We start from the raw sequence: 22,829 nt of genomic DNA, 5'->3' as shown, positions 1-22,829 counted from the left end.
CTATCAACTTAGAAATTTTTGCAGACTGCGTTTCCACAGATAATTACTTAACTCACGCAAAGATAGAAGATCAAGAAATGCTAATGGTTTTTCTAAAGGCTGTGTAGGAGAAACAGCATCAATTAACCAAGAATTAGGACGATTTGGAAATCTACCATTATTGTTCAGCTTTTCATAAATTTCAATTCTTTGTTGGGCAATTTTAGCTGGTGCAAGTTTTGTCTTGACAGTTTCTTGAGCAGCCTTGCCAATTTCTTCTCGTTTTGCGACACTCCAACTCAGCAGAGTATCCAAGCCTTTTGCTAAACTTTGGGGATCACCTACTTTAAAAGTTAAACCATTGACTCCATCAGTAATCAAATCAGCTGCTCCAGCTCCCTGAGAACACAATACAAGCTGTCCTTGAGCCATTCCTTCTACACAGGTGTAGTTAAATACGTCCCAAATAGACGGTACAAGAATGAAGTTTGCCATTGCTTGAAGTTGGCAAGTTTCTTCTATAGAGAAAGTTCCTAATGGCTGAATTTTTTTTCCCCACATATCAGGATAGGTCTGTGTAAGATAGGCAGACATCAAAGTTTTTGAATCCCGATAAACTGTATCACGACCAATCCAGTCGATAGTAGGTGATTTTTCCCCCAGTAATCTTAGGGCCTCACAGAGAATTGTTGGCCCTTTCCAGTGCTGAATCCGTCCTACCACTAAACCATTGGCAGATTTATTTAATGGTTTAGTAATAGCCTTAGAAGACAGAGCTGGGGGAATATAGGTAACATCTCTGCCAGTCATCTGTTGCCAAATCTTAGCATTAGACTGACTGTTAGCTTGTAACTCATCTGCTAGCGATAGTAGATTTAATTCTAATAAACGAATCAAACTACCTTGGAGTTGATTATCAAGTTGAGGATCAGAAAAATCTATTTGACCAATGCTGGCATGAAGTTGAACAACGGTGGGTGGACTGTTTTCTGAGACAATCCAAGGGGCAAACAACATACCCCAATCTGTTGTTTCAACTAAGTCGTATTCTTGACCTCCGTTTACTTGTTCCCATATTGTCCAAGCAGCTGCAAGATGACGTTGAAATTCTGGAATTGCATGGTAACGATTAAATTTTGCAAGATTAGCATTTACTGCTTGGGGTTTGAGAAATTCTATAGTTAATCCGTTTACCTGATAGTCGGTTAGTGCTGGTGAAAAGGCACTACCCACTACTACACGAACTTGATGTCCTTGACGAGAAAGTTCTGGTAGCAGGTTACTATAAAAAGTAGCTATTCCACCACCAGAGCAAGGTGGATATTCGGGGATAATGAATAGTAATTTCATGCAATCACCGAATCCCAAAAACTATCAATTTTAGACTTGAACACTTAGTATTTTGCTTTTCTTCAAGTGTATAGCAATAATTTATATACATCTTCTACAATTTTGATATAGGTAGATAAAATATATTATTGAAATCAATATAAATAAAATTTGTTTTTAATTATTATGTTTATTTGTAACACATTATGCAATGTTTTTTATTAATATTAAAATGCCTGATCAGGTAACTCAAACATAAACTGTGAATGAATACGTTCTGGATTGAATTCATGAAGAGCAAATTTTTGTGTTTGGTCAGACATTTGCATCCAAGTTTCTTGGTTTGTCAGCTTGACTAAAGTATTCAAAATTTCTGCATTATCTAGTTGGGTAATGTGTGCAAGCCAATGGTTTCTCTCAGCCCACTCAGATATTGCTGTAGAGCGAGGTGACAGAATAAGGATTGGTAAACCTAATTTTGAAAACTCAACTAACTTGCTCGGAAAACTAGTGGCTGCCCAAGGTTGTTCAACTACGGAGAAGGAGTAGGATACCAATATACAACTAGCATTATCTGATAGAAAACTTATAACATCTTTATTTTGCTTAAAAGGCTCATGATATTTTACATTGGGGCATATATCAAGCAACTTAGCCAAAGTAGGATTATCACCAGAAGCAATGATTAAAAGTATCCCATTTATTTTTTGCAGAGTTTGAGCAAGGATTAGAAAGTTAGTAAATTGAAATGGATGTAAGCTTCCAGCATGAGCAACAACAGGATGGGACTGGAAATTACTTTTCCATTCCACAAAACTGCAATTGATTTTTTCAGGAATGGGGTAAAGGACAGAAATTTTTTCGCTATTCTTAAGGTTGTAAACTTTTGCAAGCTCTGACGAAACTGGCCAGATTCTAGCTGCTTTGTTAAGTATAGTTAGAGAGCGTTGCCTAATGCGGGAACGTTCGTCTTCTGATTTCGCCCATACTTCTTCTTGGTCGTGAATTATGACTGATAGAGGAACATTCCAACTTTGTGATAGATGCAAAGCTAATAGAGGATAGATATCCCAAAGACACGTCAAAATTACTGAGGGTCGCTCTTTTACTAGATATTGCTCACACTCCCATCGCCAAAGAGGTAGACGCATTTTTAATAGCCCTGAAATTTCCCGTCTAACAGGAGGCCACCACCATTTGCGACCAGTTAAAGGAATAATTTGCCACGAACTGGAAAATTTATTTGTATTGCTTAGAGATGATTCTGGTACTACAATTGTTATTTTCCAGCCTTGAAGCTCAAGTTGGCTGAGATGTCTTTTTAAAATAATAGGACTACCAGTTCCTGGCATTGGTGGTAGGAAAGAAACTAAAAGAATATGCTTTTGCATTATTTTTGCCTATTCATAGCATTTACCAAGGACTCACTGAGGGGAATGTCTAAGATGGGTATTGCTGCAAATGGACAATTTTCACTGATGCGATTTCAAATATCCACTTTATAATGCACAAACACTACAGTTACAGCGCTTCCGGCTATTATGCAATACAGTTTTTCTCCTTGCCCTCTCCTATCAAAGCTTTCAGATTTGAGGATGTACCTCATAGCTGCCGTAAGTGCTGTATAGACGAGCGCATAGGTGTAACCTGTTGTCAATATCATCCTTCCCAATCATGGCGATCGCAACACCTGTTGGTATAGCTCAATGTATCTTTTTGCTTGCAGTTCCAGGGTATACTCTTGAAGTGCGATCGCTCGACAATTTTCACTCATTTTGAGCCGTTGCTCTCTGTCTACTAGTAATTGGACAATACCATTACAAAAATCTTGTGTATCTTCTGGTTGAGCTAAATAACCAGTTATTCCTGGACGGACTAAATCAGGTACACCACCAACTTTGAAAGAAACCATTGGCGTACCACATGCCATACTCTCTTGCAGTACCAAAGGTAAATTATCCGCACGAGTGGGGAAGATAAACACATCAGCCGCAGAGTAGGCTATTGACTTCATGCGATCGCCACTTACATACCCCAAGTTTAAAGTTGGTATTCCCACTACTTCAAGAACTTTTTCGCCTCCACTACCCAAAGTTAGTAATATTGTTTCTGCTTTTAAGGCTTTAGGTAAAGCTTGGATCGCTTGTACAAGTAAATCCCCACCTTTACGAGAATCCTGTAAGCCATCTGCACAAAACATGATAACTTTTTTCTCGGCAGGAATACCTAAAATATTTTTACATTTGTCTTTATCTAAAGGTTGATAAGCATCAGTGTCAAGACCATATGGTATGTGATAAATTGAAAAACGGTTAAGTATACTTTTTTTTGCCTGCTCATTCAGCCATTGACTAGGAGTCACTATCGTGAGATGAGACTTACTGTAAACCCAGTCTTTCAGTTGCCATTCTAAACGAGTATTATCTCTTGCTATCTCTGGATAAATTCCAGGGTAGGGACATTGACCACAACCTTGCTGCCAGCGATCGCAATCGTAACTATAGGCGCAATGTCCAGTAAAGCTCCACATATCATGGAGGGTAAAAATAGCAGGTTTACTTTTAGTTAATCCAGGAATACCTAAATAATTAAAATACCCTGTGTGCAGGTTATGGAAATTAATAATATCAGCTTGTTCATAAAAATCATGCTTCCAGATGTCAAACGTGCTTAGTAAATGGAGGTAATTTAATCCCAAGGGCCTAGTCAAACGTAATAATTGGTTTTCTACGCGATACTTATGACCTACGGCAGCAACAAGGCTACTATCGGTGTTAACTTTGCCAACTAACAGTTTTGAGTTAACACCTTGTTGCAATAAACTTTGATGAAGGCGATAGCCTGCGATCGCCGCACCGCCACCAATATCGGATTGATTAATATGCAGGACATTCATATATCTGATTAAATTATAGTTTTTATTAAAGTATCTTAAGATAGATGCAGACTTAAATTATTCTTATTTATAATAATTAAGCCTTCATGTTAAGCGAGCAGAGGATATCTCTTGAACATCATACGCAACATATTGATTCATAGTATAAGTCTGACCATTATTATTTGAATTCAAGCTTAAACAACAGCTTTTGTAACTTTGCTAGATGCGACGCGATCACTACTTATTTTGACTTCTCCTACCTAATATCTTGAGCTAGCCAACCTTTGCTATTTAAAAAAAAATAACAGCAAAGGTTGGCTATTAACTTATATGTCTTTTTACTAAGTAAAAATTTTTAAGTTATTTTTTCAGATGCTATTTGACTTATAAAAGTATACTTTATTTTTTTTAAAACTTTGTATAAAGCTGGAAGATAAATATTCATTGAAAATGAAGTTTTTAATGAGAGATCGCTTAAAATAAGATTGTTTAATAAGTCTTGCAATAAGAACTTATTTAGAAATTTGCGAGCATTTTCTCTATCATCATTTTGCATATAAGCTATACATAATAATTTATAATTCTCGGACATGGCTATTCTTATTTTCTTCTGGTATTTAGAGTCTAGATAGTTTTCGATATAATGATATGCTTTCAAGATTTCCAAGCGCATTTCTATTTGAGTTCTCCAAGACCAATTCCCATTAGGATGAATTCTATATACATTCATGGTTTCATTGATATATCCAATATTTCCGTGTTGAGCAAGTAAAATTTGCAATATCCAATCAACAAAGTTTATATCGTACATCCACTCTGGAAATTCTTCTATAAAACCCTGTCGAAACACTATTGAAGCAAATGACATAATGTTTGAGTTAAGTATATCTTCAAGAGTAAAAGTATTTTTACAATTTTCTGGAGGCATAAAGCACTTTGTACTGCCATCCTGATAAAGATATAAGGCATTATGAAAACAGATTGTATAGTCAGTATGTGTATCTAAAAAATCTACTTGTTTTTGTAGTTTTTCCGGAGAAGTCCAGTAATCATCTCCTTCAAGAAGCGCTATATATTTACCTCGGCACGCTTTAAAAGTTTGAATGAAATTATCATGCATTCCCAAATTTTTCTCAGGCAGTAACAAGCGGATTTTCTCTGGATGTTCTTGTTGATATCCAACCAGAATATCTCGCGTATTATCTGTAGAGCAGTCTTCGCCAATCACAATCTCATAGTCAAAATCAACTTGCTGCATCAGAACACTATCTAGTGCCTGAATAATAAATTTTTCATGATTGTAGGCGAGTATTAATACACTTAGTTTCATAGGAATACTGTCTAAATAATGTTGACTCAAACAAATTGCCCTCAGACTGAAAGTCTGGGGCTATACAAACTAGGTCAGCTGCCACGGACTGAATTATCCTAAATTGCGGAGGTCGGCTTCGTTTGTTTAATCGCGATTTCTCATTGTCTAATTTTTCCTAAGTGGAATATATATATGTGTCATCGGCGTGTCCGTATCAACTCCTCAGATGCATCAACTAGTCTTTCCTTGACTTCACGACTATGCTGAACTACCAACCGAATAATCTGGCAGATTTTATTGATTTCCTCTGTACCAACCGCCGTACCTGTAGGCAGAACCAGTACTCGTTTGCCCAAACTTTCAGTTTCCGGTAGCAGTAGTCCTGCATGAGGAAAGTAGGAGCGATAGGGTTCCATACGATGACATCCAGGATAAAAGTAGCGTCGAGCTAATATATTTTCAGCCCAGAATATTTTTACCAATTCATCTCGGCTGATGTGAGTAATTTCCTGGTCAATTTCCAGCACAATATACTGATAATTGGATTTTTCAGCCTCATCGTAGGTTAATAATTTAACACCTGGAATATTCCTTACTTCGTGTTGATATTGTTTGTAATTTTGATAGTTGACAGCCACGAATTCGTCTAAACTTTCCAAACCTGTTAGCCCCATTGCGGCACAAATTTCGCTCATTTTGCCATTGGTGCCGATATAACTGACATTCTCAAATCCAGAAAAACCAAAGTTTTTCATCAGACGAATTTTGCCAGCGAGTTCATCATTATTGGTGGCGACAGCTCCACCCTCAAAGGTATTGAAAAATTTAGTTGCATGAAAGCTGAACACCTCTGCATCGCCAAAGTTACCTATCATTTGTCCGTTGTAGGAACAGCCAAAAGAATGGGCTGCATCAAACATCAGCTTGAGGTTATGCTTGCGAGCTATTTCTGTTAAGGCTTCTACATTACAAGGTTGTCCCCACAGATGAACACCAATGATTCCGGTCGTACGGGGTGTAATCATTGCCTCAACCCGCCACGGATTGATAGTGTAAGTGTGAGGATCAATATCACAGAAGACTGGAGTTATCTCTTGCCACTGTAATGCGTGAGCAGTAGCAATGAAGGTGAATGAAGGAATAATAACTTCTCCCGTGAGTCCTGCTGCTCTAATAGCAATTTCTAAAGCAACAGTTCCATTACACATAGGAATGCAATGCTTGACCCCAATCATGTCAGCAATGCGCTGTTCAAACTCCTGAACGTAGCTACCGTTATTAGTCAACCATCTTCTATCTAGCAGGTCGTTAATTCGTTGGAACAGGCGATCGCGGTTCCCAATATTAGGGCGACCCACATGTAGCTTTTCATTAAAGGCAGGAGCCGCACCGAATATTGCTAAGTGTTCCAATCGAGTTTTGTTACTCATTTGCTGTAAATAACCTTTTAGTTTATGTCTGTTTACTAGGTGATATAGAGAACCAATAGAGTTCTCGAACAATTGCTATTAATGATTTTTATGAACCAAAGCTAAAAGCTAAAATTTCCAGTGTGCTGGTACATCACTAACAGCTTGTTTTATTTTTTTAACGACTTCGGGGTCGAGTGCGCCAAATTCTACAGCTTGCAAGTTAGCTTTCACTTGTTGAGGATTTCTCATTCCTGGGATAACGACTCCAACACCTGAATGATATAAGACATAGCGCAACGCTGAAATTGTAATTCCTCCTGGCAATTCATCTAGAAAAGCTAATTTTCTGGCACTTTCCAGTAACCAATTTTTATCTATTTCGGGCAAATAATGCCGCCAATCATTCTCAGCAAATTCTGGAGTTTGGTACAAATATTTTTGCTTAAGAAAACCGGAAGCTAAAGGCACTCTAGCTATAAATTGATATTTATCATCTAAATTATTAAATAAATATTCTTCGGCACGGCGATCCAATAGATTAAATATGGCCTCAATCTTACTTCCAAATTTATCTTCTGCTACTTTTAATGCGCCTTTAATACTTTTTGAACTCACACCATATTCCTTAATATATCCTTTCTGTTTGAGGCATTCTAGAATGAACTTATCGTAATTTTTCCAATCAAAATTATCTGGCGGACTATGAAATAGTAAAACATCAATGCAATCAAGTTTTAAACGTTCAAGGCTGTTAGTTACAGCTTTTTCCAGCCATTCCGAAGAAAAATCCTGAAAAGAATTACCTTGATTATCTTTTCGATTGCCAAACTTCGTACAAACAATAAAATTCCCATTCGGATAGCTTTGAAAAGCTTTACCTAAAATTTCTTCTGATCTACCCTCTCCATAAGAATCAGCTGTATCAAAGAATTGGATACCGCCATCAAGAGCAAGATGAACTGCTTGAATAGCTTCTTTATCGTCAATATAGCCCCATCCTTTATGCTGACCAGCAATAAGGGTTTCGCCGCCAAATTGCCAAGTACCAAAACCTAATTTAGCAGTTGCTGTTTTCATGCTGGGCAAAAAAGTTCTAAATTCTTGTGTTTTCTTGAATGCAAAATTACAGAACCTTTAAGGAGAATTCGGTCTCCTTTGTTAGGAGTAAAAAATGCATTTCTACCGTGCAAAACTCTTTCGTCATGGAAGAATACAGCATCTCCTTTTGTTAATATGATATTCGTGTAAATTCCGCTATGATGAACGCGATCTTCAAGGAAGTGCTGAAATCTTTCAACTAAATCTTTAGCTTCTGGAGTGTTATCTTTATCTAACGGGTAATAATTATAATTTAAACGAAGCCCTAATTCGTCTTCTGTAATAATGGGCTTAGTTTTGCTGACACCTTCTTTTGAAAAAGATACAGGAATTTTTTTTAGGTCTTCTAGTAACTGATGCTCATTGTCTAACTCCAAAACTTTAATGAGCAATTCACTATCTAAGAAAAAAGTAGCACCTCCCACTTGCGCCTGAGATAAGCAATAAAAATAATTCACAGCATCGTGATGATTAAGATAAGAATTATCCGTATGAAGAGGTTGCCTAGTTTTACTTGAGCGGTACTTATTTGGACGTGCGGGATCGTAGCTAATATCTATCCAACGTTGGCCAGTTCGTTTACCTGTGTCTTTATCTTCATCCATACTAATCACTAGTCCTAAAAAATCACTTAGTTCCGTGAAATAGTCGTGAATATTTATTTGAAAATCAAACCCTACAAAATGAACTATTTTATATTTATCGAGTGCTTCTTGGATAGCTTTTTTAGTTTCTTCAGGAGAAGTGTATTGTATTTTTTTATAAAATTCCATAATCAGCCTCACCAAATCAATCTTCCTTATAAGTCAATTTTTCTGATTACTCTAGCCGGAACACCATAGACTAAGACACCATCAGGAATATCATTGACGACAACCGCGCCAGCACCGATCAGGGCACCTGCACCTATCCGCACGCGATCTATGACCGTCGCTCCAATTCCTACACAAGCTGCACGCCCCACAGTTACTCGTCCAGCTAAGTGAACACCTGGGCAAATATGCGCTCCATCTTCTATCACGCACTCGTGATCAACACTCGCAGAAGTATTGATAATGACATTCTGACCAATCTTTGATCCGGGATTAACAACCGCTCCAGCTGCAATTACGGTTCCCGATCCTATAGATACGTCAGCAGCAATTACTGCATTTGGGTGGATAGCAGTTGCTAAGGAAAAACCTTTTCTATAAATTAATTCAGACAACTTTAATCGCGCCTGACAATCTCCGAATCCAAAAATTATATACTTAATCCCTTTATCTTTACAATAATCTAACTGTTCTTGTCCTCCCAGAATTTTAGCTCCGCAGAAGTTTTCACCATAACGTTGTGGATTCATATTATCAAGGAAACCAACAATTTCATAGATTCCTTGTAAGCGGATTATGTCTGCGACCACTAAAGCGTGCCCTGAAGCACCCCAGAACAGTAACTTTGATATCATAAAAATTTACTAAAAATCTTCGTTGAATTATCTATAGTCTTAATTCATCTTCAACATTTTTTAGTCAAAAATTTAGCAGGACTTAGATGCGAATATTTCAACGGGAGCAAACCTCCATTTCAAGTTAGGGCGAACTATTCCTTGCCATTTGCCATACCATTTGAATTCTCTCTCAATATCATGCACAGTAAAACTCAGTAAATTTTCACATGTATAAAGTATAGTTGAAGTATCTTGAACGACCATCATCGTAATTTGATAACTTCCATCATTAAAAAAATCTTCAGGAATGTAACAAACTCCTCTGATTAGACCTGAAGTACAAGGAATCGATCTTGAGATTGAATTAAAAACACAAACTCCCTCTAGTGTGTAGACGTGTAAGCTCAAATTTAAATTAGCACCATTGAGGTAATTCCAATACTCAAATTCAATCCTGAGAGGGGTTTTAACCGTAATCTCATCTATTGAGTCATCAATATCTGGAATTACCCTGATTTGATGTATGCGAATTTTATCGTTTCCGGGAGCAGTTTCAATATCATCCCAGATTCTTTCAAGAAATTTAGAGTCATTTTCGGACTCCAAATAACTAGATACGACCTGATGAGTTTCTCCATAAGTTACTAAACATCCTGATTTGAGCAAGATGGCTTGATCGCATAGATTTTTTAATGCTGTCATGTTGTGACTAACAAACAAGACAGTACGCCCTTCTTTTTCAGAAACATCATTCATTTTTCCCAAGCACTTCTTTTGAAATTGGGCATCTCCTACCGCCAGAACTTCATCCACAATCAAAATCTCTGGCTCTAAATGCGCCGCTACGGCAAATGCCAAACGCACATACATCCCTGATGAATAGCGTTTAACAGGTGTATCTAAAAACTTCTCAACTTCAGCAAAAGCAACAATTTCATCAAACTTTCTTTTAATCTCTGTTTTGCTCATCCCCAGAATGGCACCGTTGAGATAAATGTTTTCTCTACCTGTCAATTCTGGGTGAAAACCTGTGCCCACTTCTAAAAGACTTGCGACTCTACCCTTGAGAGAAATACAGCCGCTGCTTGGTTCAGTAATGCGGCTCAAAATTTTGAGTAAAGTTGATTTTCCTGCACCGTTGCGACCAATAATTCCAATGCTATCGCCTTGTTTAATTTCAAATGACACATCTTTTAATGCCCAAAACTCTTCACGGGCTGGATTAGATATTTCTTTGCCAGAAGACTTCACCAATTTTTTACCCAGTGAACTGACTCTATCACTGATGGATTCTCGCAAAGATTTATATCTGCTGCTTCCTTCTTGTTGATGACTCAACACGTATTTTTTACTGAGGTTTTCAACCCGAATTACTGTATCAGACATTATTAAATTACTCTCAGTAGATCGAAAACTTTTCTCTTAAAAGACCCAAGTTACTATGGTGTACCACGGACAGGCCAACCGTAGAGGAGGCTCGGCTTACTGGTGTTGACAACGCCGCCGAAGTTTAGGAAGATTGCCCAGGCGGAATTCCCAGCCTCCTGGTAAGGGCCCGTAGTACTAGACCAGTAGTTGAACTGGATGCCGGTAGCCCACTGCGTCCCCTGGGCAAAGCAGCCTGAACCCTCTTGGTCTACCAATGTCGGATTAGTACAGTTTAGATTTGAAGGAGGTAATATCGCCGTAACCTCGTCTTTGGTAGGCAAACGCCAATCGCCAGAAGAAGAGTTATCCGACAGATTGCAGTCGCCGCTTTTAATCTCAGCTGCTTTGTAATTGGCTGTTGCCCAATCTGTTGCTTCAAGACAATCTGCCTTCTTGAGCCATATAAGTCCAGTCACAGTATCAGTCACCGTGCCATTACCACAGTCTACATAGCGATCGCTGTTATTGAAGCAGGGGCCGGAGGCTTTGACCACAGTTCCCACAGGTTGTTGGGTATTGATGTAGTTTCTATGTTTCCTGGCTTGTACCGACACAGGAAGAGTAAAGGTAAAAGCCAGAAAAAATATGAATACAGCCCCGTATAGTATTTTGATAGCAAAACCAGGTAAACGAATGTGGAGCATATTTTTCAACTTCCAAACATCTAAGCGTGCAAATCTCTGCCGCTTGCCTCGGTGAATCGATACTCAGAGATTAAGCATAAAATACTATAAACTACTTCAACAGCAATCTTTTTGTCATACTTGTATATGATAATCACTGAGATAACAAGGCTTTCTTAGACTCGCGCAAATAGAATTTTATCGACCGCAAATTTTCTCACCAGAGTCATAGCTCCGGTTTTCATATCCACGGTGAACAGAGAATTTGTTCCCTCATATTTGAGGTCAGCAAGTGCAAATAGTTGACCTGAAGAAGAAAAGGCTAAACTTGCTAAGTCATTTTCCAAAGGTTTGTTCTTGAAGCTTAATTCCACCAGTCTGATAATCTTTCCTCTACCACTAACTACTGCCCTATTCTCTAGGTCTAGTTGCACTAAACTTAGACCACCACCTTCACCGCCGACACTAGTAGCATAAATTTTTCCATCTAATGGAGATTGAGCAAGATTACTGAGCCTCTGCTTGGGGGAAATATATGGTAGACCTGTTGCAACACTAGAATCCACTTGCCCTGAGTTTTGGTCAATAAATGCCAACTCAAAAGGAGGGCTACCTTCTGCAAGACTAATTACACCAAGTAGTACCTGCTTACCTTTTATAGTGGTTGATAATAACCCTTCAACAGTACTATACTTCTTATCCTTGTTTTTTTTGATTTTCAAGCCTTTTGGAGGCTTAATTCCAATCTTTTTAGGAGGTGTAATAGATATCAGGCGACTGAAATCGCCTTTCTTAGTGGCTGCAACAGCAGCAATAACAAATGTGTTATCGGGTAGGACAGTAAAAGCAGTTATCCGCTCGCTGGGCTTTTTAACAACCAAGGCTTTTGCAACAGTCTCAGTGGTTTCTAGGGAGTTAGTAACGCTGTCGGCAGCGATTTCGGCAGTTAATAACACCTGACCAGTGGTAAAGTTTATAGACTGAAAGATAATTCCTGGTATGGCGTTAGCAGCAGCAGTGTCAACTAAGTCTTGTGTTTTACTTTTGCTAGCTGAAGAAAGGATCACTCCATAAAGCTGCTCCGACTCTTGTGCAAACACCTTAGATGTAAATTTAGCACTTGCTGCGGTGACAGCGCTGACGATAGCCAACTGCCCAAATCTTCGTCGTCTGATTCTCAAATTCATAACCTACTACCTAAGCAACTGGGATTAGTATTTGCTCAATTATGAAAGATAACTGTGGTGCATCCATTTATGTGGTACATACAGTACTCCAGCAAGGGTAGAGCATAATATTTGTGAATTTTGTTACGGTTTTTCAAGGCACAATTATGCCGGAACCGGGAGTCAAAGGTCTAGCTCCCATGTCTGCTAAGATATTGACAACCATTTGCTTGACGCGAGTATCTTCGCGAGGTCCGCTAACGCCCTCGCTGTCTAACCCCCACATAAACTGAATAGAGCCAGTCGAAAAGACCTTAGCACCACTAGCAGAAGTGAAGCTAACTGCTTGGGAAATCCGTGGGTCTGTTCCAGCAGGGAAACCCTCTAGTTCAGCTTGATCAAAGTTTTGCGACTGTACTGACTCACTCAGAACGACCAACCCACTTGGAGATGCATTTAAATTGATTGCATCCCATTCAAAGCCCACCAAACCACTTAATTTATCCCCATCATTCAGGTTTGTGTTGGCATAGTAGGGGTGAGTACTGTTTTTCACCACAAAATCGAACCCATCAAAAAAGAAATTCTGCCACCTACCTCCAATGTACATATTCCCTTTCAACGCACTCTCTGGCTTGTTGTTTTCTGGGCTGCGGAATTTGTTGGTTGGCGCAACAGGATCTGTAGCATCTTTGTAGCAAGCCATAGCCCTGTTAGCTACCCCCGTACTAGAGTTTTCAAACCGAACTCGCCAGTAGACACTGTTCGCTGAGAAAAAAGCCTTGTTGATGCTGTTGCTCTGGACACTATTGAACTCCTCTAGCGACCAGTACTCATCGTGACCGACTGACAGAAATATGTTGTGCTGTTGCAGCAAACTTGAGTTGGCGTGGACATCTACGTTAGTTACGTAGGAGATGTCATAGCTTTGGGACTCCAGCCACCGCACCATATTGTACTCCCAAGACAAGATAATGTTGTTATAAGGGTTACTACCACTTAACGTGCTATGTTGTGCGAATGGTCGGTCGTAAGAAAGCTTAAACGCTCTTTGACCTCCGATACTCTGTTCTGGGTATAGAGAGTAACCACCACTGAGATTATAAGCCTGCAAAGTATTGAAGCTGCTCTGGAATAATATGTCAGACCTTTCACTGTCATGACGAACAACAAACACTACCTGGGACTTACTCCCACTTCTTTGGTCAGTTAGCTTGGCAATATACAAACCACTAGTCCAGTCATTGCCAACTTGTAGCGTGTAGGAAGTTGACCAGTTTTCACATGAGACTGTGCGGGTAGAACTGTCGAAATTACATGCGGGCTGGGTAATTCCGTTAAGCTGACCGCTACTCAGTATTAGCCGGCCGCCTTGTCCTCCGTAGTAACCTAACCGATACACATCAATCGTGTAATTTCCGGCCTGTGCTAGAGAAACTTTAATTGGCAACGAGCCGCCCTTATTTACACTAGTTGCTGTCGCATAGCCAGCAATATCTGATTGACCTACTTGAGGGATTCGCCAATCTGTAGTGCCAGGTTTTTGGTTTTCTAAATAAATCGCATTAGTGTTTGCTGGGTTAGCACTGGCACTGAAGGTGAGGCTGCTTATGCCAGAAGCTGTTACACTCACAGTGTTTGTTATGCCAGCTGTTGTTCCTAGAGTTAGCACTGTGCTGGCTTGGCCATCGTTACCAGTTACCGCACTAGCAGATGAAACTGAACCTCCACCAATGATGACAGCAAAGTTGACTGTCACTCCTGACTGAGGATTGCCATTACTATCTGTAGCTTTAACAACGAACGGGTTGGCTAAGGCAGAACCTGCCGTACCAGTTTGATTATCTCCGCTTACTTTAGTCAGACTGTTGCCAATCACAAATACTATGTCGCGGAAATAGTTACTGTTCTGATAGGAATTAGTGGGGAAAGAATTTAGACTACCAAAGACTGCATTGTTGCCATCAGCAACTGAACTGAGATCGCCATTTACAACTGGACTGGCTAATCCATTATTAGTTACACCAAAATAGCTATTGCAACTGACAGTCACTACATAGGTGGTATTGGCTAAGATACTCACTTGCGTGCTGAGGTCCTGCTGCTGCCAACCCGAAGCGGTTTCATTCAAGAAAGTAACACTTCCTAGTATAGATCCTGTTGCCGACCAGATTCTCCCTATATGATTGCCAGTCTCATTGACCGCTTTCCAATAGCGGATTGCGGTAATTTGACCACTCTTGGCACTTTGGAACTTCATTCCAAGTTCATAGGATACGCCATCACTCCATTCAAACCCAGGTACCTGAGTTGTAAATACAGTTTGCGAGGTGGTCTGAGATTGGGCTAAAAGTATTTTATCGAAATCGTTTTGCTGAGTCATTGCTGTTCAGAAATTTAATTTTCTTAACACGTGAGTTAATATAAAAAAGTTGAAGTACAAAATTTTTAGAGTGGGTAGTAAACTAACTGATCGATGTGGTTATCATCAAATATTTCAAATCCCTCCTAAATGACATCAGCAAATGTCCGTTCCATTTTGCGGAAGTACCAAATGCCACTTACTAGTAACAAAGCAACTAGTCCTAGAGATAACGTGAATCCAGTCCAGTAAAGTTTGGATTCTCCCCCTAAAATTGCCCAGCGAAAACCATCAATCACGCCTACCATTGGGTTCAAATAGTAGAGCAAACGCCATTGCTCTGGTACAATGCTGCTACTAAAACCGACGGGCGATACATATAGACCAAACTGCACAATAAACGGCACAATGTACCGGAAGTCTCGATATTCGACATTCAAAGCTGCCAACCACAGCCCTACTCCTAATGAAGCAGCAAAGGCAATGCCAATAAATAACGGTAATGATAATATCCGCCAAGTGGGAACGAAATTATACCAGGCCATAAGCCCTAAGAGAATCATTGCAGAAACGAGAAAGTCCACAAAGCTGACAATCACTGAACTGGCAGGCACAATTAAGCGCGGAAAGTAGACCTTAGAAATCAAATTGGCATTACTAATTAGGCTGTTGCTACACTCACTTAGGGCATTGGAAAAAAATTGCCAGGGTAACAAGGCAGCAAATACCAGTATTGGATACGGTGCTGACCCCTCTGAAGGTAATTTCGCCAAACTTCCGAAGATGACGCTGAACACGATCATCGTCAAAAATGGTCGAATGAGTGCCCAGAGCATACCAATCACTGTTTGCTTATACCGCACCAGAATGTCACGCCAAGCAAGAAAATAGAATAATTCTCTATAGCGCCATATATCTTTCCAATACTGCTGCTCTGTACGTCCAGCTTCAATCACTAACTCCTGTTGGGAGAAAATTTTTGGGCTACTCATAGTTCTTGATTGAAGATTAGTATTTTTAACGAAATGACACGAATAATTCTTAACTCACAAACTGGAAACCTCTAAGACCTTGATAACCAACTTGCCTGGCGCTTTTACGAGTAAACTCACCAACGGAAGGGTTCCCTAGAGAATCAATCACTCCTGTGACTTGCCGCCATAGTTCTTGTGGTGCTACCAAAATTTCATAATTACTATGATCACACTTACGAATGTGATACCAGGTTGTTTGCTGACATCCTTCACACCAAAAAGCTTCTAACCATTCCCCTTCTATAGGAACTGTGGTTTGGTTCGCTACTAACATCAAAGCATTCCGTCGACTCATACCTCGTTGCTGTAATTGACCTGCTTGGTCAGCAAACATTTGATATTTTTGACTGACGCTATCTATATAGCAACTATGAATCGGGCAGTAAATTGCTCTTCGCTTGGAACGTTTCCGATTTCGGTCACACCTCATATGTAATTTCACCTCCTGTATAGACAAAAACCATGAGCAAGGAAGGCTATGTTGGAGGGACTGAGATCAATAAGACCATCAAAGCCCTGCTCCTAAAAAATATTGCAAAAATATTCAATTATAAATGATAATTTTGTTTTTATTTTACCTTGTTTTTTAATTAATTCACTTCCTTGGTAATTGAAAAAAATGATTTCGCAAAGAGTTAGTTTTTGACTAAATCAAAATATTCTAATGCTCTATTTTTCTCCTAATAGTCTTATACCATGCAACCAAAAATTTGTGGATCAAATTGTTGTAAGGTTTATCAAAATCATAGAAATTTAATAAACCTAATATGCTTACTTTACATCGCTTCGAGACATGGTGAGTATTTCATCAAATACTGCCTGCTGTAAAACATGTAAGTATTGTTTAGAGATAACTTTAGGTGTGAAGTGCGATCGCAAATACTGACGACCTGCTTTGCCCATCTGCTCTCCTATTTGGGGATCTCGATTCAGAAAGCGAATAAATTGCGCTAGACCTTGACCATCTCCATTGTCAAATGTGCTACCACAACTAGCATCAGCTACGAGTTGTCTCAAATATGAAGTCTGGGAGCAAATTACTGCTATTGGTCGCCCAGAGGCTAAAGCTGAGTAAAGTTTGCTGGGAACAACTAAACCCTCTGTAGCTGCATCTACACTGACTATTGATAGATCGCAAGCTGTTAGAGAATAAGGTAATACCTGCTTATCTTGATAAGGTAGAAATGTAAAATTGGTCAGCCCTAACCGATCCACCTCCATCATTAATTCTTCGCGTTTGGCACCACCACCAATGCAGACAAACTGAATTGGCTCATCTTGCAATTGCTTTGCAGCTTCCAACATGGTGTCAATATCATGGCAACGACCCATATTGCCAGAATAGAGGACGGTAAATTTGTTAACTAGGTTATACTTCCAGGCAAACCAGTTTTCTTTCTTAGCAATCGGCACGATCGCTTCTGGGTTAGCCCAACTGTGAATTACAGAAATTTTATCAGCTACTTGGGGACAATGTGCCACTACCTGTTGTTTCATCGCTGGGCTAAGTACTATGATCCCCTTGGCTTTTAACCAAACCTGTTTATTGATTGCACGCCACAATTGCACCAGCCAGTTACTCTTTGAAATTACACCTAATGCGATCGCAATATCAGGGTATAAGTCATACAACACGCATACATAGGGCAACTTGAATAATATATAAGCTAAATATCCGATCACTGGCAAAAATGGGGGCGCTGTAGTTAGCAACAATACATTGTTGCGACGCGAACCTCTCAGCAAATAGAGCGTCGCCCGCAAGGTGTATAGCACACCATTAATGGCTTTGCCACGAATTCTTCCAGGCCAGAGTTGAGCAGTGCGCGATCGCTGAATTCGGATTTGGTCAGCCCATTCAACTGCTGGGGCCGTATCAGAACGAAATGCATATCCTGGCTGACTTGTAAAAATTTCAATATCCACTCCTTGCTGCCCTAACTGTTTCACCAATTCTTCAATCAGCTGCCCTGTAGCGGCATAATCCGGAGGGAAAAATTGGGTAACTACAGATAACTTAATTGATTGTTGAGCTTTTACAGAAGGCTTGTTTCTTGTATCTTTTTTTGCATCTAAAGGAGTAGAAATGGATTTCAAAAAATTTTGATTAATCCATTGATTAAGTCTCATAGTCTATAGCCTCGTCTGAAATAGAAAAAACTGTTATCCAAAACCCGTATAAACTCGAAATAATCTAGAAAACATATCTAGACTATATTGTAAGAATTTACAAATCTGGCTTAATATTCACTAAGAAAGCTTGAATTAACAAACTACAATTTTCGTAAAGTTAAGTCATTGATATAAGGTACTATCAAGACCAATTTTGTTTCGGTATGTTAGCCACAGCTTGGCAACACCCTAACTAAACTGAAAACCTTGTAATTTTGTTTAGTTCACGCTCCCAAGTAGAGTCTAGTTAGTCACACCACAATAGCTTAAGAGACCTCTGAACCTTGCACATTTAGGCATGGTCTTATAACTCTATTAAGGCTAACTACCAGAACACTCTTTCTAGTTTATATACACACTTCTCTAACAGATACGAGAACACAAAAATGATGAAAATACTTCTAGCCGAGAACAAATTATTTTAGAGAGAAGGTAATATTCTTATGTGGTAAAGCAAGTCCTTGACAGGTTGAGCAGGTACTTACTTAAACTTCTAAAAAGAGATTTAATAGTTGGTGGCAGTCTCTATTGTTTGATTAACATTCAATCAACTGAGATATCTGGAGTTATAATTACTATTCACAATTTGATTCTAGAATGTTTTGTTTTGAGCAGTGTTTAGTTTTTGTTTAAGTTTCTCTAGTTACATATAACTTTATAATTAAAGCTTTTAGGCTTTATTACTTTTTATATGCAACACTGAGAACTTCACAATATCATGTTTCCATATCGAATCATTTACTTCATTAAAAATTTATATTTTTAAAGTATATCTAATCTAAAACTTTATAAAATAATAGTTTTATGGGCTACCAGGACTCCTGTTTGATTGTTGAAGAGGATTTAGATAACATACTGAGGAAATAAAAGTATAATAAATGCAAGTATACTTAATTTGTATTAAAATGTACTTAATATTTATTCAATGAACTGCAAGGTATGCAAAGAAAGAGATCGGTCGAGGAATTAATTATTCAGTGCATTTACTTAGGATTTGGTAGAAGTCAGCATTTACAAGCTGCCACAGCCGCAGTAGGAAGTATGGCGAAAACTCCACTTGATGTCAAGCATCTATAATTTATATCCCTTAATTATTAACTTAAGCACTTGAGTATTGCCTGTGTTTCCACTGAATCCAAAAATAAATTGTTTTTATGAGAGAATAATTGGACATCATTAACCGAAATTCACGTTTATTAAGTAGAAAATTTCAATTTTTGTACTTTCCTATACTTAAACCAAATTACTTGTATTATTTCATACTATTTAACGAGCCTAACTAGCAACTTGCGTTATTTGTGTAATGGATTAAAGAATAAAGACTTGTAATTTCATCATAAGTTTATTAAGTAAATATCAAATATAGTATAGATTGTTGGCCGTATCAAAATTTATCTTACAGAAGCTTATAAAACTCTTTCTACTAAATTCTGTCTAACTTATTACCAAATATTAAGAATATGATAGAGAATTATCCTTCCCAACCTTCCAGTTCTGATAGTAGTAATAATTCTGTGCCTCCATCTCTTCAAAATCAACAAAATCAACTTGTTCCGTGGGTTGAAGAGGAAGAAGAATGGAGTGTGCAAAAATTTCTGGGTGTTTTACGGCGAAGAGCGCTAGTTATGACAGGTGTAACTATTACTGTTATGACAATTGCAGTTATTAGCTTAGTGCTAAAACAGAAGCCCCCAGAATATGAAGGCAATTTTCAACTGTTAGTGGAACCTGTGAATGATGACTCCACAGATGTGGATGTTGTCAAAAACTCTAACTCACAGATGTCTAGTCTAGATTATGAAAGCCAAATTCAGGTTCTTAAGAGTCCTGAACTGATGAGAGATACTCTTAAACGGCTACAAGCTTCTTATCCAGAATTAAACTATTATTCTCTGATCGATTCTCTAAAAATTACTCGATTAGGTGAAACCAAGATTATATTAGTTAGCTATCACAGTAAAAATCAAGATCAAACTCAAGCCGTACTACAGAGGCTCGCTAAAGATTACTTAGACTACAGCAAAATAAGGAGGCAAACCAAATTACGTCAAGGGCTTCAGTTTGTTGAATACCAATTACCTTTAACACAGAATCGGGTAGATCAACTCCAAAAAGAGTTGCAATTTTTTAGACAAAATTACAATTTTGACAATCCAGAATCCCAAGCAGAGCAAATCTCATCACAAACCGTTGAATTATCTCAAAAAAGACAAGAAATTGATCTACAGTTAGCTCAAGCTCGTGCTAATTTAACGAGTCTAAAAGAAAAAAATGGCGCAACAGCAATGCTGAATAATGCTCCTTTATATCAGCAGTTAATTACTCAAATACGTCAATTTGATATTCAGATTGCAACTGAATCAACTCGTTTACAGGACAAAAACCCAACCATTCAAACATTGAAAGAGAAACGAGCTAGTCTTTTACCTTTGCTACGTAAACAGGCACAGCAATTATTGGGTATAAAATTTGCAGAAGTAGAGATGCAACTTCAGAAATTAGAAGTGCAAAGTCAAGAACTTACCAAAATAGAACAGAAACTTGCACAGCGACGCAACCAACTGCCAATTCTAACAAGACAGTACACTGAATTACAGCGTAAATTGCAATTTGCAAATGAGAGTTTGAATCGGTTTTTATCAACCCGCGAGAATCTCCAAATTCAAATATCCCAAACAGAGCTGGGCTGGCAATTACTTCAAGTACCAACTACACCGGACATTCCTATTTCTTCTTCTGATACCCTACGCAGTTTCGTATTAGTATTAGTTGCAAGTATCATCTCAGGAGTTGGTATTGTCTTACTAATGGAAAAGCTAGATAATGCCTACCATACTGTCGATGATCTGAAAAGAAAAGTTAAGCAGCCATTGTTAGGAAATATTCCTTTTGAACAGCAAATTCAAACTAAGCAAAACCGCACTTATCAGCAAAGTTTTCCCTTGTTAAGGATACCAAATTTTCTTTCTAAGGAGATTGCTAAACTGACTGTTTTACCAGAGGAAGAACAGGGTGAGTATTCTTCCAACTTTTCGGAAGCTTTAAGGGTAGTTTATACAAATATTAAACTACTCAGTTCCGATAGCCCGTTCCGTTCCATAGTTATTAGTTCAGCTATGCCTGGTGATGGCAAGTCTACCATAGCCCTTCATCTAGCTCAGATAGCTACAGCAATGGGGCAACGAGTCTTACTTGTAGATGCTGATCTTCGTAAACCCACAATTCACAATCTCTCACATTTAAATAATCTCTGGGGATTAAGCAATTTAATTTCTACAAACTTGCCAGTGGGAGAAGTAATTCGACAACTACCTTCTATGAGCAAACTATCTGTAATCACAGCTGGACCAGTACCATCCGATCCCGCAAAGTTGCTCTCATCTTCAAAGATGAAGCAATTAATGACAGATTTTCAGAAGAATTTTGACTTAGTGATTTATGATGCACCTCCCCTAGTGGGATTAGCTGATGCTAGCCTGATAGCACCCCACACTGATGGACTATTGATAGTAGTTCGAATTCACAAAACAAATTCTTCAATACTAAAAATAGCTTTAGATAACCTGAAAATTTATCGCTTGAATATATTAGGCATAGTTTGTAACGGTCAAAAAACTAATTTCAATGGTTTGTATTAAAAAAGAATGAACTTTATAGTCTCCACATTACAGTTATAGAAGCCTATGACCTTGTAATTATTGACTCTGGTTCATAGATTCAATTTCCGGGATGGTGAGGTGAAAAATAATTAATTAACAATCCAATCTTGAAAGGATACTATTGGGATCAGCAAATAAGATAAGGGCAACAAACGATTCAGGCGTTCCTGAATCATGGGATGATTTAGCCAAATTTGTTTGGAACGAGTTATCAATGCTTTCACCCGCCAATTCAGGGCAAACGCATCTAAAGTATAAGAATCCTTTAATAGCAAGGGTTTTGGCGTTTTTTAATTTAGCCTATTTTTTCATCAAGATCCTTGCCCAGCAAGGGTTTCAGAAATCCCGTGCGTTCGCCCTGCCCGCCAATTCATCCCGTATTTATACAACCCCCAATTTTAGATTCTGCTTTCCCAATCTGTTCAGAATGCTTTCATCACATGAAAATAGTTTTATATTGATTTTCTAGACTCAGAATGCTCTAATGTGTCCAATCTTTGTTTTGATGGTCCTGGGAAATCTCACGAAATTCACTAGCTAACTACTCTAATGTAATTGCTATGTGGATACCTAGGTCAGGAGGGTAACTTCGTAACTTTTATTGGTAAATTCCTTTTTATAAATCACTTTATATACGTTCGCTCTCGCCTAAATCCCCAGTTACAAAAAAAACTTGTGCCAAATTGGCGTGACACATACAACTAAAATTTGGTATAGATTTTAGTAGTTCAATATAGTAATAGTAATAGTTACATTTAGTTAAGTACAACGTAATTATTACTAACTTTAAGTGTTGGGTTACACAAATTTGAACACCGCTCAATTACCAATGCGATGTTATCAGGGGTAAATTTTAAATATGATATTCACTCTTTGCATAAAGATAGCAACGCCATTAACTTACAAAACAAACAATCCATCTGAAGTAATACGTAGCAATCTATACAG

The 22,829-nt window shown here is 38.4% G+C and carries 17 protein-coding genes; 2 read left to right on the top strand and 15 right to left on the bottom strand.

Annotated elements, in window-relative coordinates:
* Nucleotides 1-3 precede the first annotated feature (3 nt).
* The 15 genes from FD724_RS26520 to FD724_RS26450 all read right to left on the bottom strand — a co-directional run bounded on the left by FD724_RS26520 (nt 4) and on the right by FD724_RS26450 (nt 18,180).
* Nucleotides 4-1,329 (bottom strand): glycosyltransferase family 4 protein, encoded by a 1,326-nt coding sequence (locus FD724_RS26520; protein WP_179074664.1) that lies wholly within the window; start codon nt 1,327-1,329, stop codon nt 4-6.
* 206 nt (nt 1,330-1,535) lie between these two features.
* Nucleotides 1,536-2,699 carry a glycosyltransferase gene (locus tag FD724_RS26515; RefSeq protein WP_179074663.1) on the bottom strand — a complete coding sequence of 388 codons (1,164 nt, stop codon included), beginning with the start codon at nt 2,697-2,699 and terminating at the stop codon, nt 1,536-1,538.
* A 281-nt stretch (nt 2,700-2,980) separates the two neighbouring features.
* Nucleotides 2,981-4,204, bottom strand: coding sequence for a glycosyltransferase family 4 protein (locus tag FD724_RS26510; RefSeq protein ID WP_179074662.1), 1,224 nt, complete (start codon nt 4,202-4,204; stop codon nt 2,981-2,983).
* A gap of 337 nt (nt 4,205-4,541) precedes the next feature.
* Nucleotides 4,542-5,516, bottom strand: coding sequence for a glycosyltransferase (locus tag FD724_RS26505; RefSeq protein ID WP_179074661.1), 975 nt, complete (start codon nt 5,514-5,516; stop codon nt 4,542-4,544).
* Nucleotides 5,517-5,695: 179 nt separating this feature from the next.
* A complete protein-coding gene (locus FD724_RS26500) occupies nt 5,696-6,928 on the bottom strand; it encodes an aminotransferase class I/II-fold pyridoxal phosphate-dependent enzyme (protein ID WP_179074660.1) in 1,233 nt (410 codons plus the stop codon).
* Between the two features lie 108 nt (nt 6,929-7,036).
* Nucleotides 7,037-7,987, bottom strand: a complete 951-nt coding sequence (locus FD724_RS26495; protein WP_179074659.1) for an aldo/keto reductase — start codon at nt 7,985-7,987, stop codon at nt 7,037-7,039.
* A complete protein-coding gene (locus FD724_RS26490; protein WP_179074658.1) occupies nt 7,984-8,781 on the bottom strand; it encodes a TauD/TfdA family dioxygenase in 798 nt (265 codons plus the stop codon). The genes FD724_RS26495 and FD724_RS26490 overlap by 4 nt, the downstream gene beginning before the upstream one ends.
* A 26-nt stretch (nt 8,782-8,807) precedes the next feature.
* Nucleotides 8,808-9,455 carry an acetyltransferase gene (locus FD724_RS26485; protein ID WP_179074657.1) on the bottom strand — a complete coding sequence of 216 codons (648 nt, stop codon included), beginning with the start codon at nt 9,453-9,455 and terminating at the stop codon, nt 8,808-8,810.
* A 72-nt stretch (nt 9,456-9,527) separates the two neighbouring features.
* Entirely contained in the window at nt 9,528-10,823 is a 1,296-nt protein-coding gene (locus FD724_RS26480; protein ID WP_179074656.1) for an ABC transporter ATP-binding protein, read from the bottom strand.
* A gap of 53 nt (nt 10,824-10,876) precedes the next feature.
* On the bottom strand, nt 10,877-11,509 hold the full coding sequence (locus FD724_RS26475) for a DUF1566 domain-containing protein (RefSeq protein WP_179074655.1): 633 nt from the start codon (nt 11,507-11,509) through the stop codon (nt 10,877-10,879).
* A 155-nt stretch (nt 11,510-11,664) separates the two neighbouring features.
* On the bottom strand, nt 11,665-12,675 hold the full coding sequence (locus FD724_RS26470) for a hypothetical protein (protein WP_179074654.1): 1,011 nt from the start codon (nt 12,673-12,675) through the stop codon (nt 11,665-11,667).
* A 133-nt stretch (nt 12,676-12,808) separates the two neighbouring features.
* Nucleotides 12,809-15,037, bottom strand: coding sequence for a N,N-dimethylformamidase beta subunit family domain-containing protein (locus FD724_RS26465; RefSeq protein WP_179074653.1), 2,229 nt, complete (start codon nt 15,035-15,037; stop codon nt 12,809-12,811).
* 125 nt (nt 15,038-15,162) lie between these two features.
* Nucleotides 15,163-16,008 carry an ABC transporter permease gene (locus tag FD724_RS26460; protein ID WP_179074652.1) on the bottom strand — a complete coding sequence of 282 codons (846 nt, stop codon included), beginning with the start codon at nt 16,006-16,008 and terminating at the stop codon, nt 15,163-15,165.
* 49 nt (nt 16,009-16,057) lie between these two features.
* A complete protein-coding gene (locus FD724_RS26455; RefSeq protein ID WP_179075634.1) occupies nt 16,058-16,480 on the bottom strand; it encodes a hypothetical protein in 423 nt (140 codons plus the stop codon).
* 341 nt (nt 16,481-16,821) lie between these two features.
* Nucleotides 16,822-18,180 carry a glycosyltransferase family 4 protein gene (locus FD724_RS26450; protein ID WP_179074651.1) on the bottom strand — a complete coding sequence of 453 codons (1,359 nt, stop codon included), beginning with the start codon at nt 18,178-18,180 and terminating at the stop codon, nt 16,822-16,824.
* Between the two features lie 981 nt (nt 18,181-19,161).
* On the opposite strand from FD724_RS26450, the gene FD724_RS26445 reads away from it, so the two are divergent.
* Together FD724_RS26445 and FD724_RS26440 are read left to right on the top strand one after the other, a co-directional pair.
* Nucleotides 19,162-19,299 (top strand): hypothetical protein, encoded by a 138-nt coding sequence (locus tag FD724_RS26445; RefSeq protein WP_179074650.1) that lies wholly within the window; start codon nt 19,162-19,164, stop codon nt 19,297-19,299.
* Nucleotides 19,300-19,682: 383 nt separating this feature from the next.
* Nucleotides 19,683-21,860 carry a polysaccharide biosynthesis tyrosine autokinase gene (locus FD724_RS26440; RefSeq protein ID WP_256874363.1) on the top strand — a complete coding sequence of 726 codons (2,178 nt, stop codon included), beginning with the start codon at nt 19,683-19,685 and terminating at the stop codon, nt 21,858-21,860.
* Nucleotides 21,861-22,829: the final 969 nt, after the last annotated feature.

The sequence above is a fragment of the Nostoc sp. C057 genome (assembly GCF_013393925.1).
GTDB classification, from domain to species: Bacteria; Cyanobacteriota; Cyanobacteriia; order Cyanobacteriales; family Nostocaceae; genus Nostoc; species Nostoc muscorum_A.
Note: the sequence above shows the minus strand (reverse complement) of the source record. Positions and strands in the feature narration are given on the sequence as shown.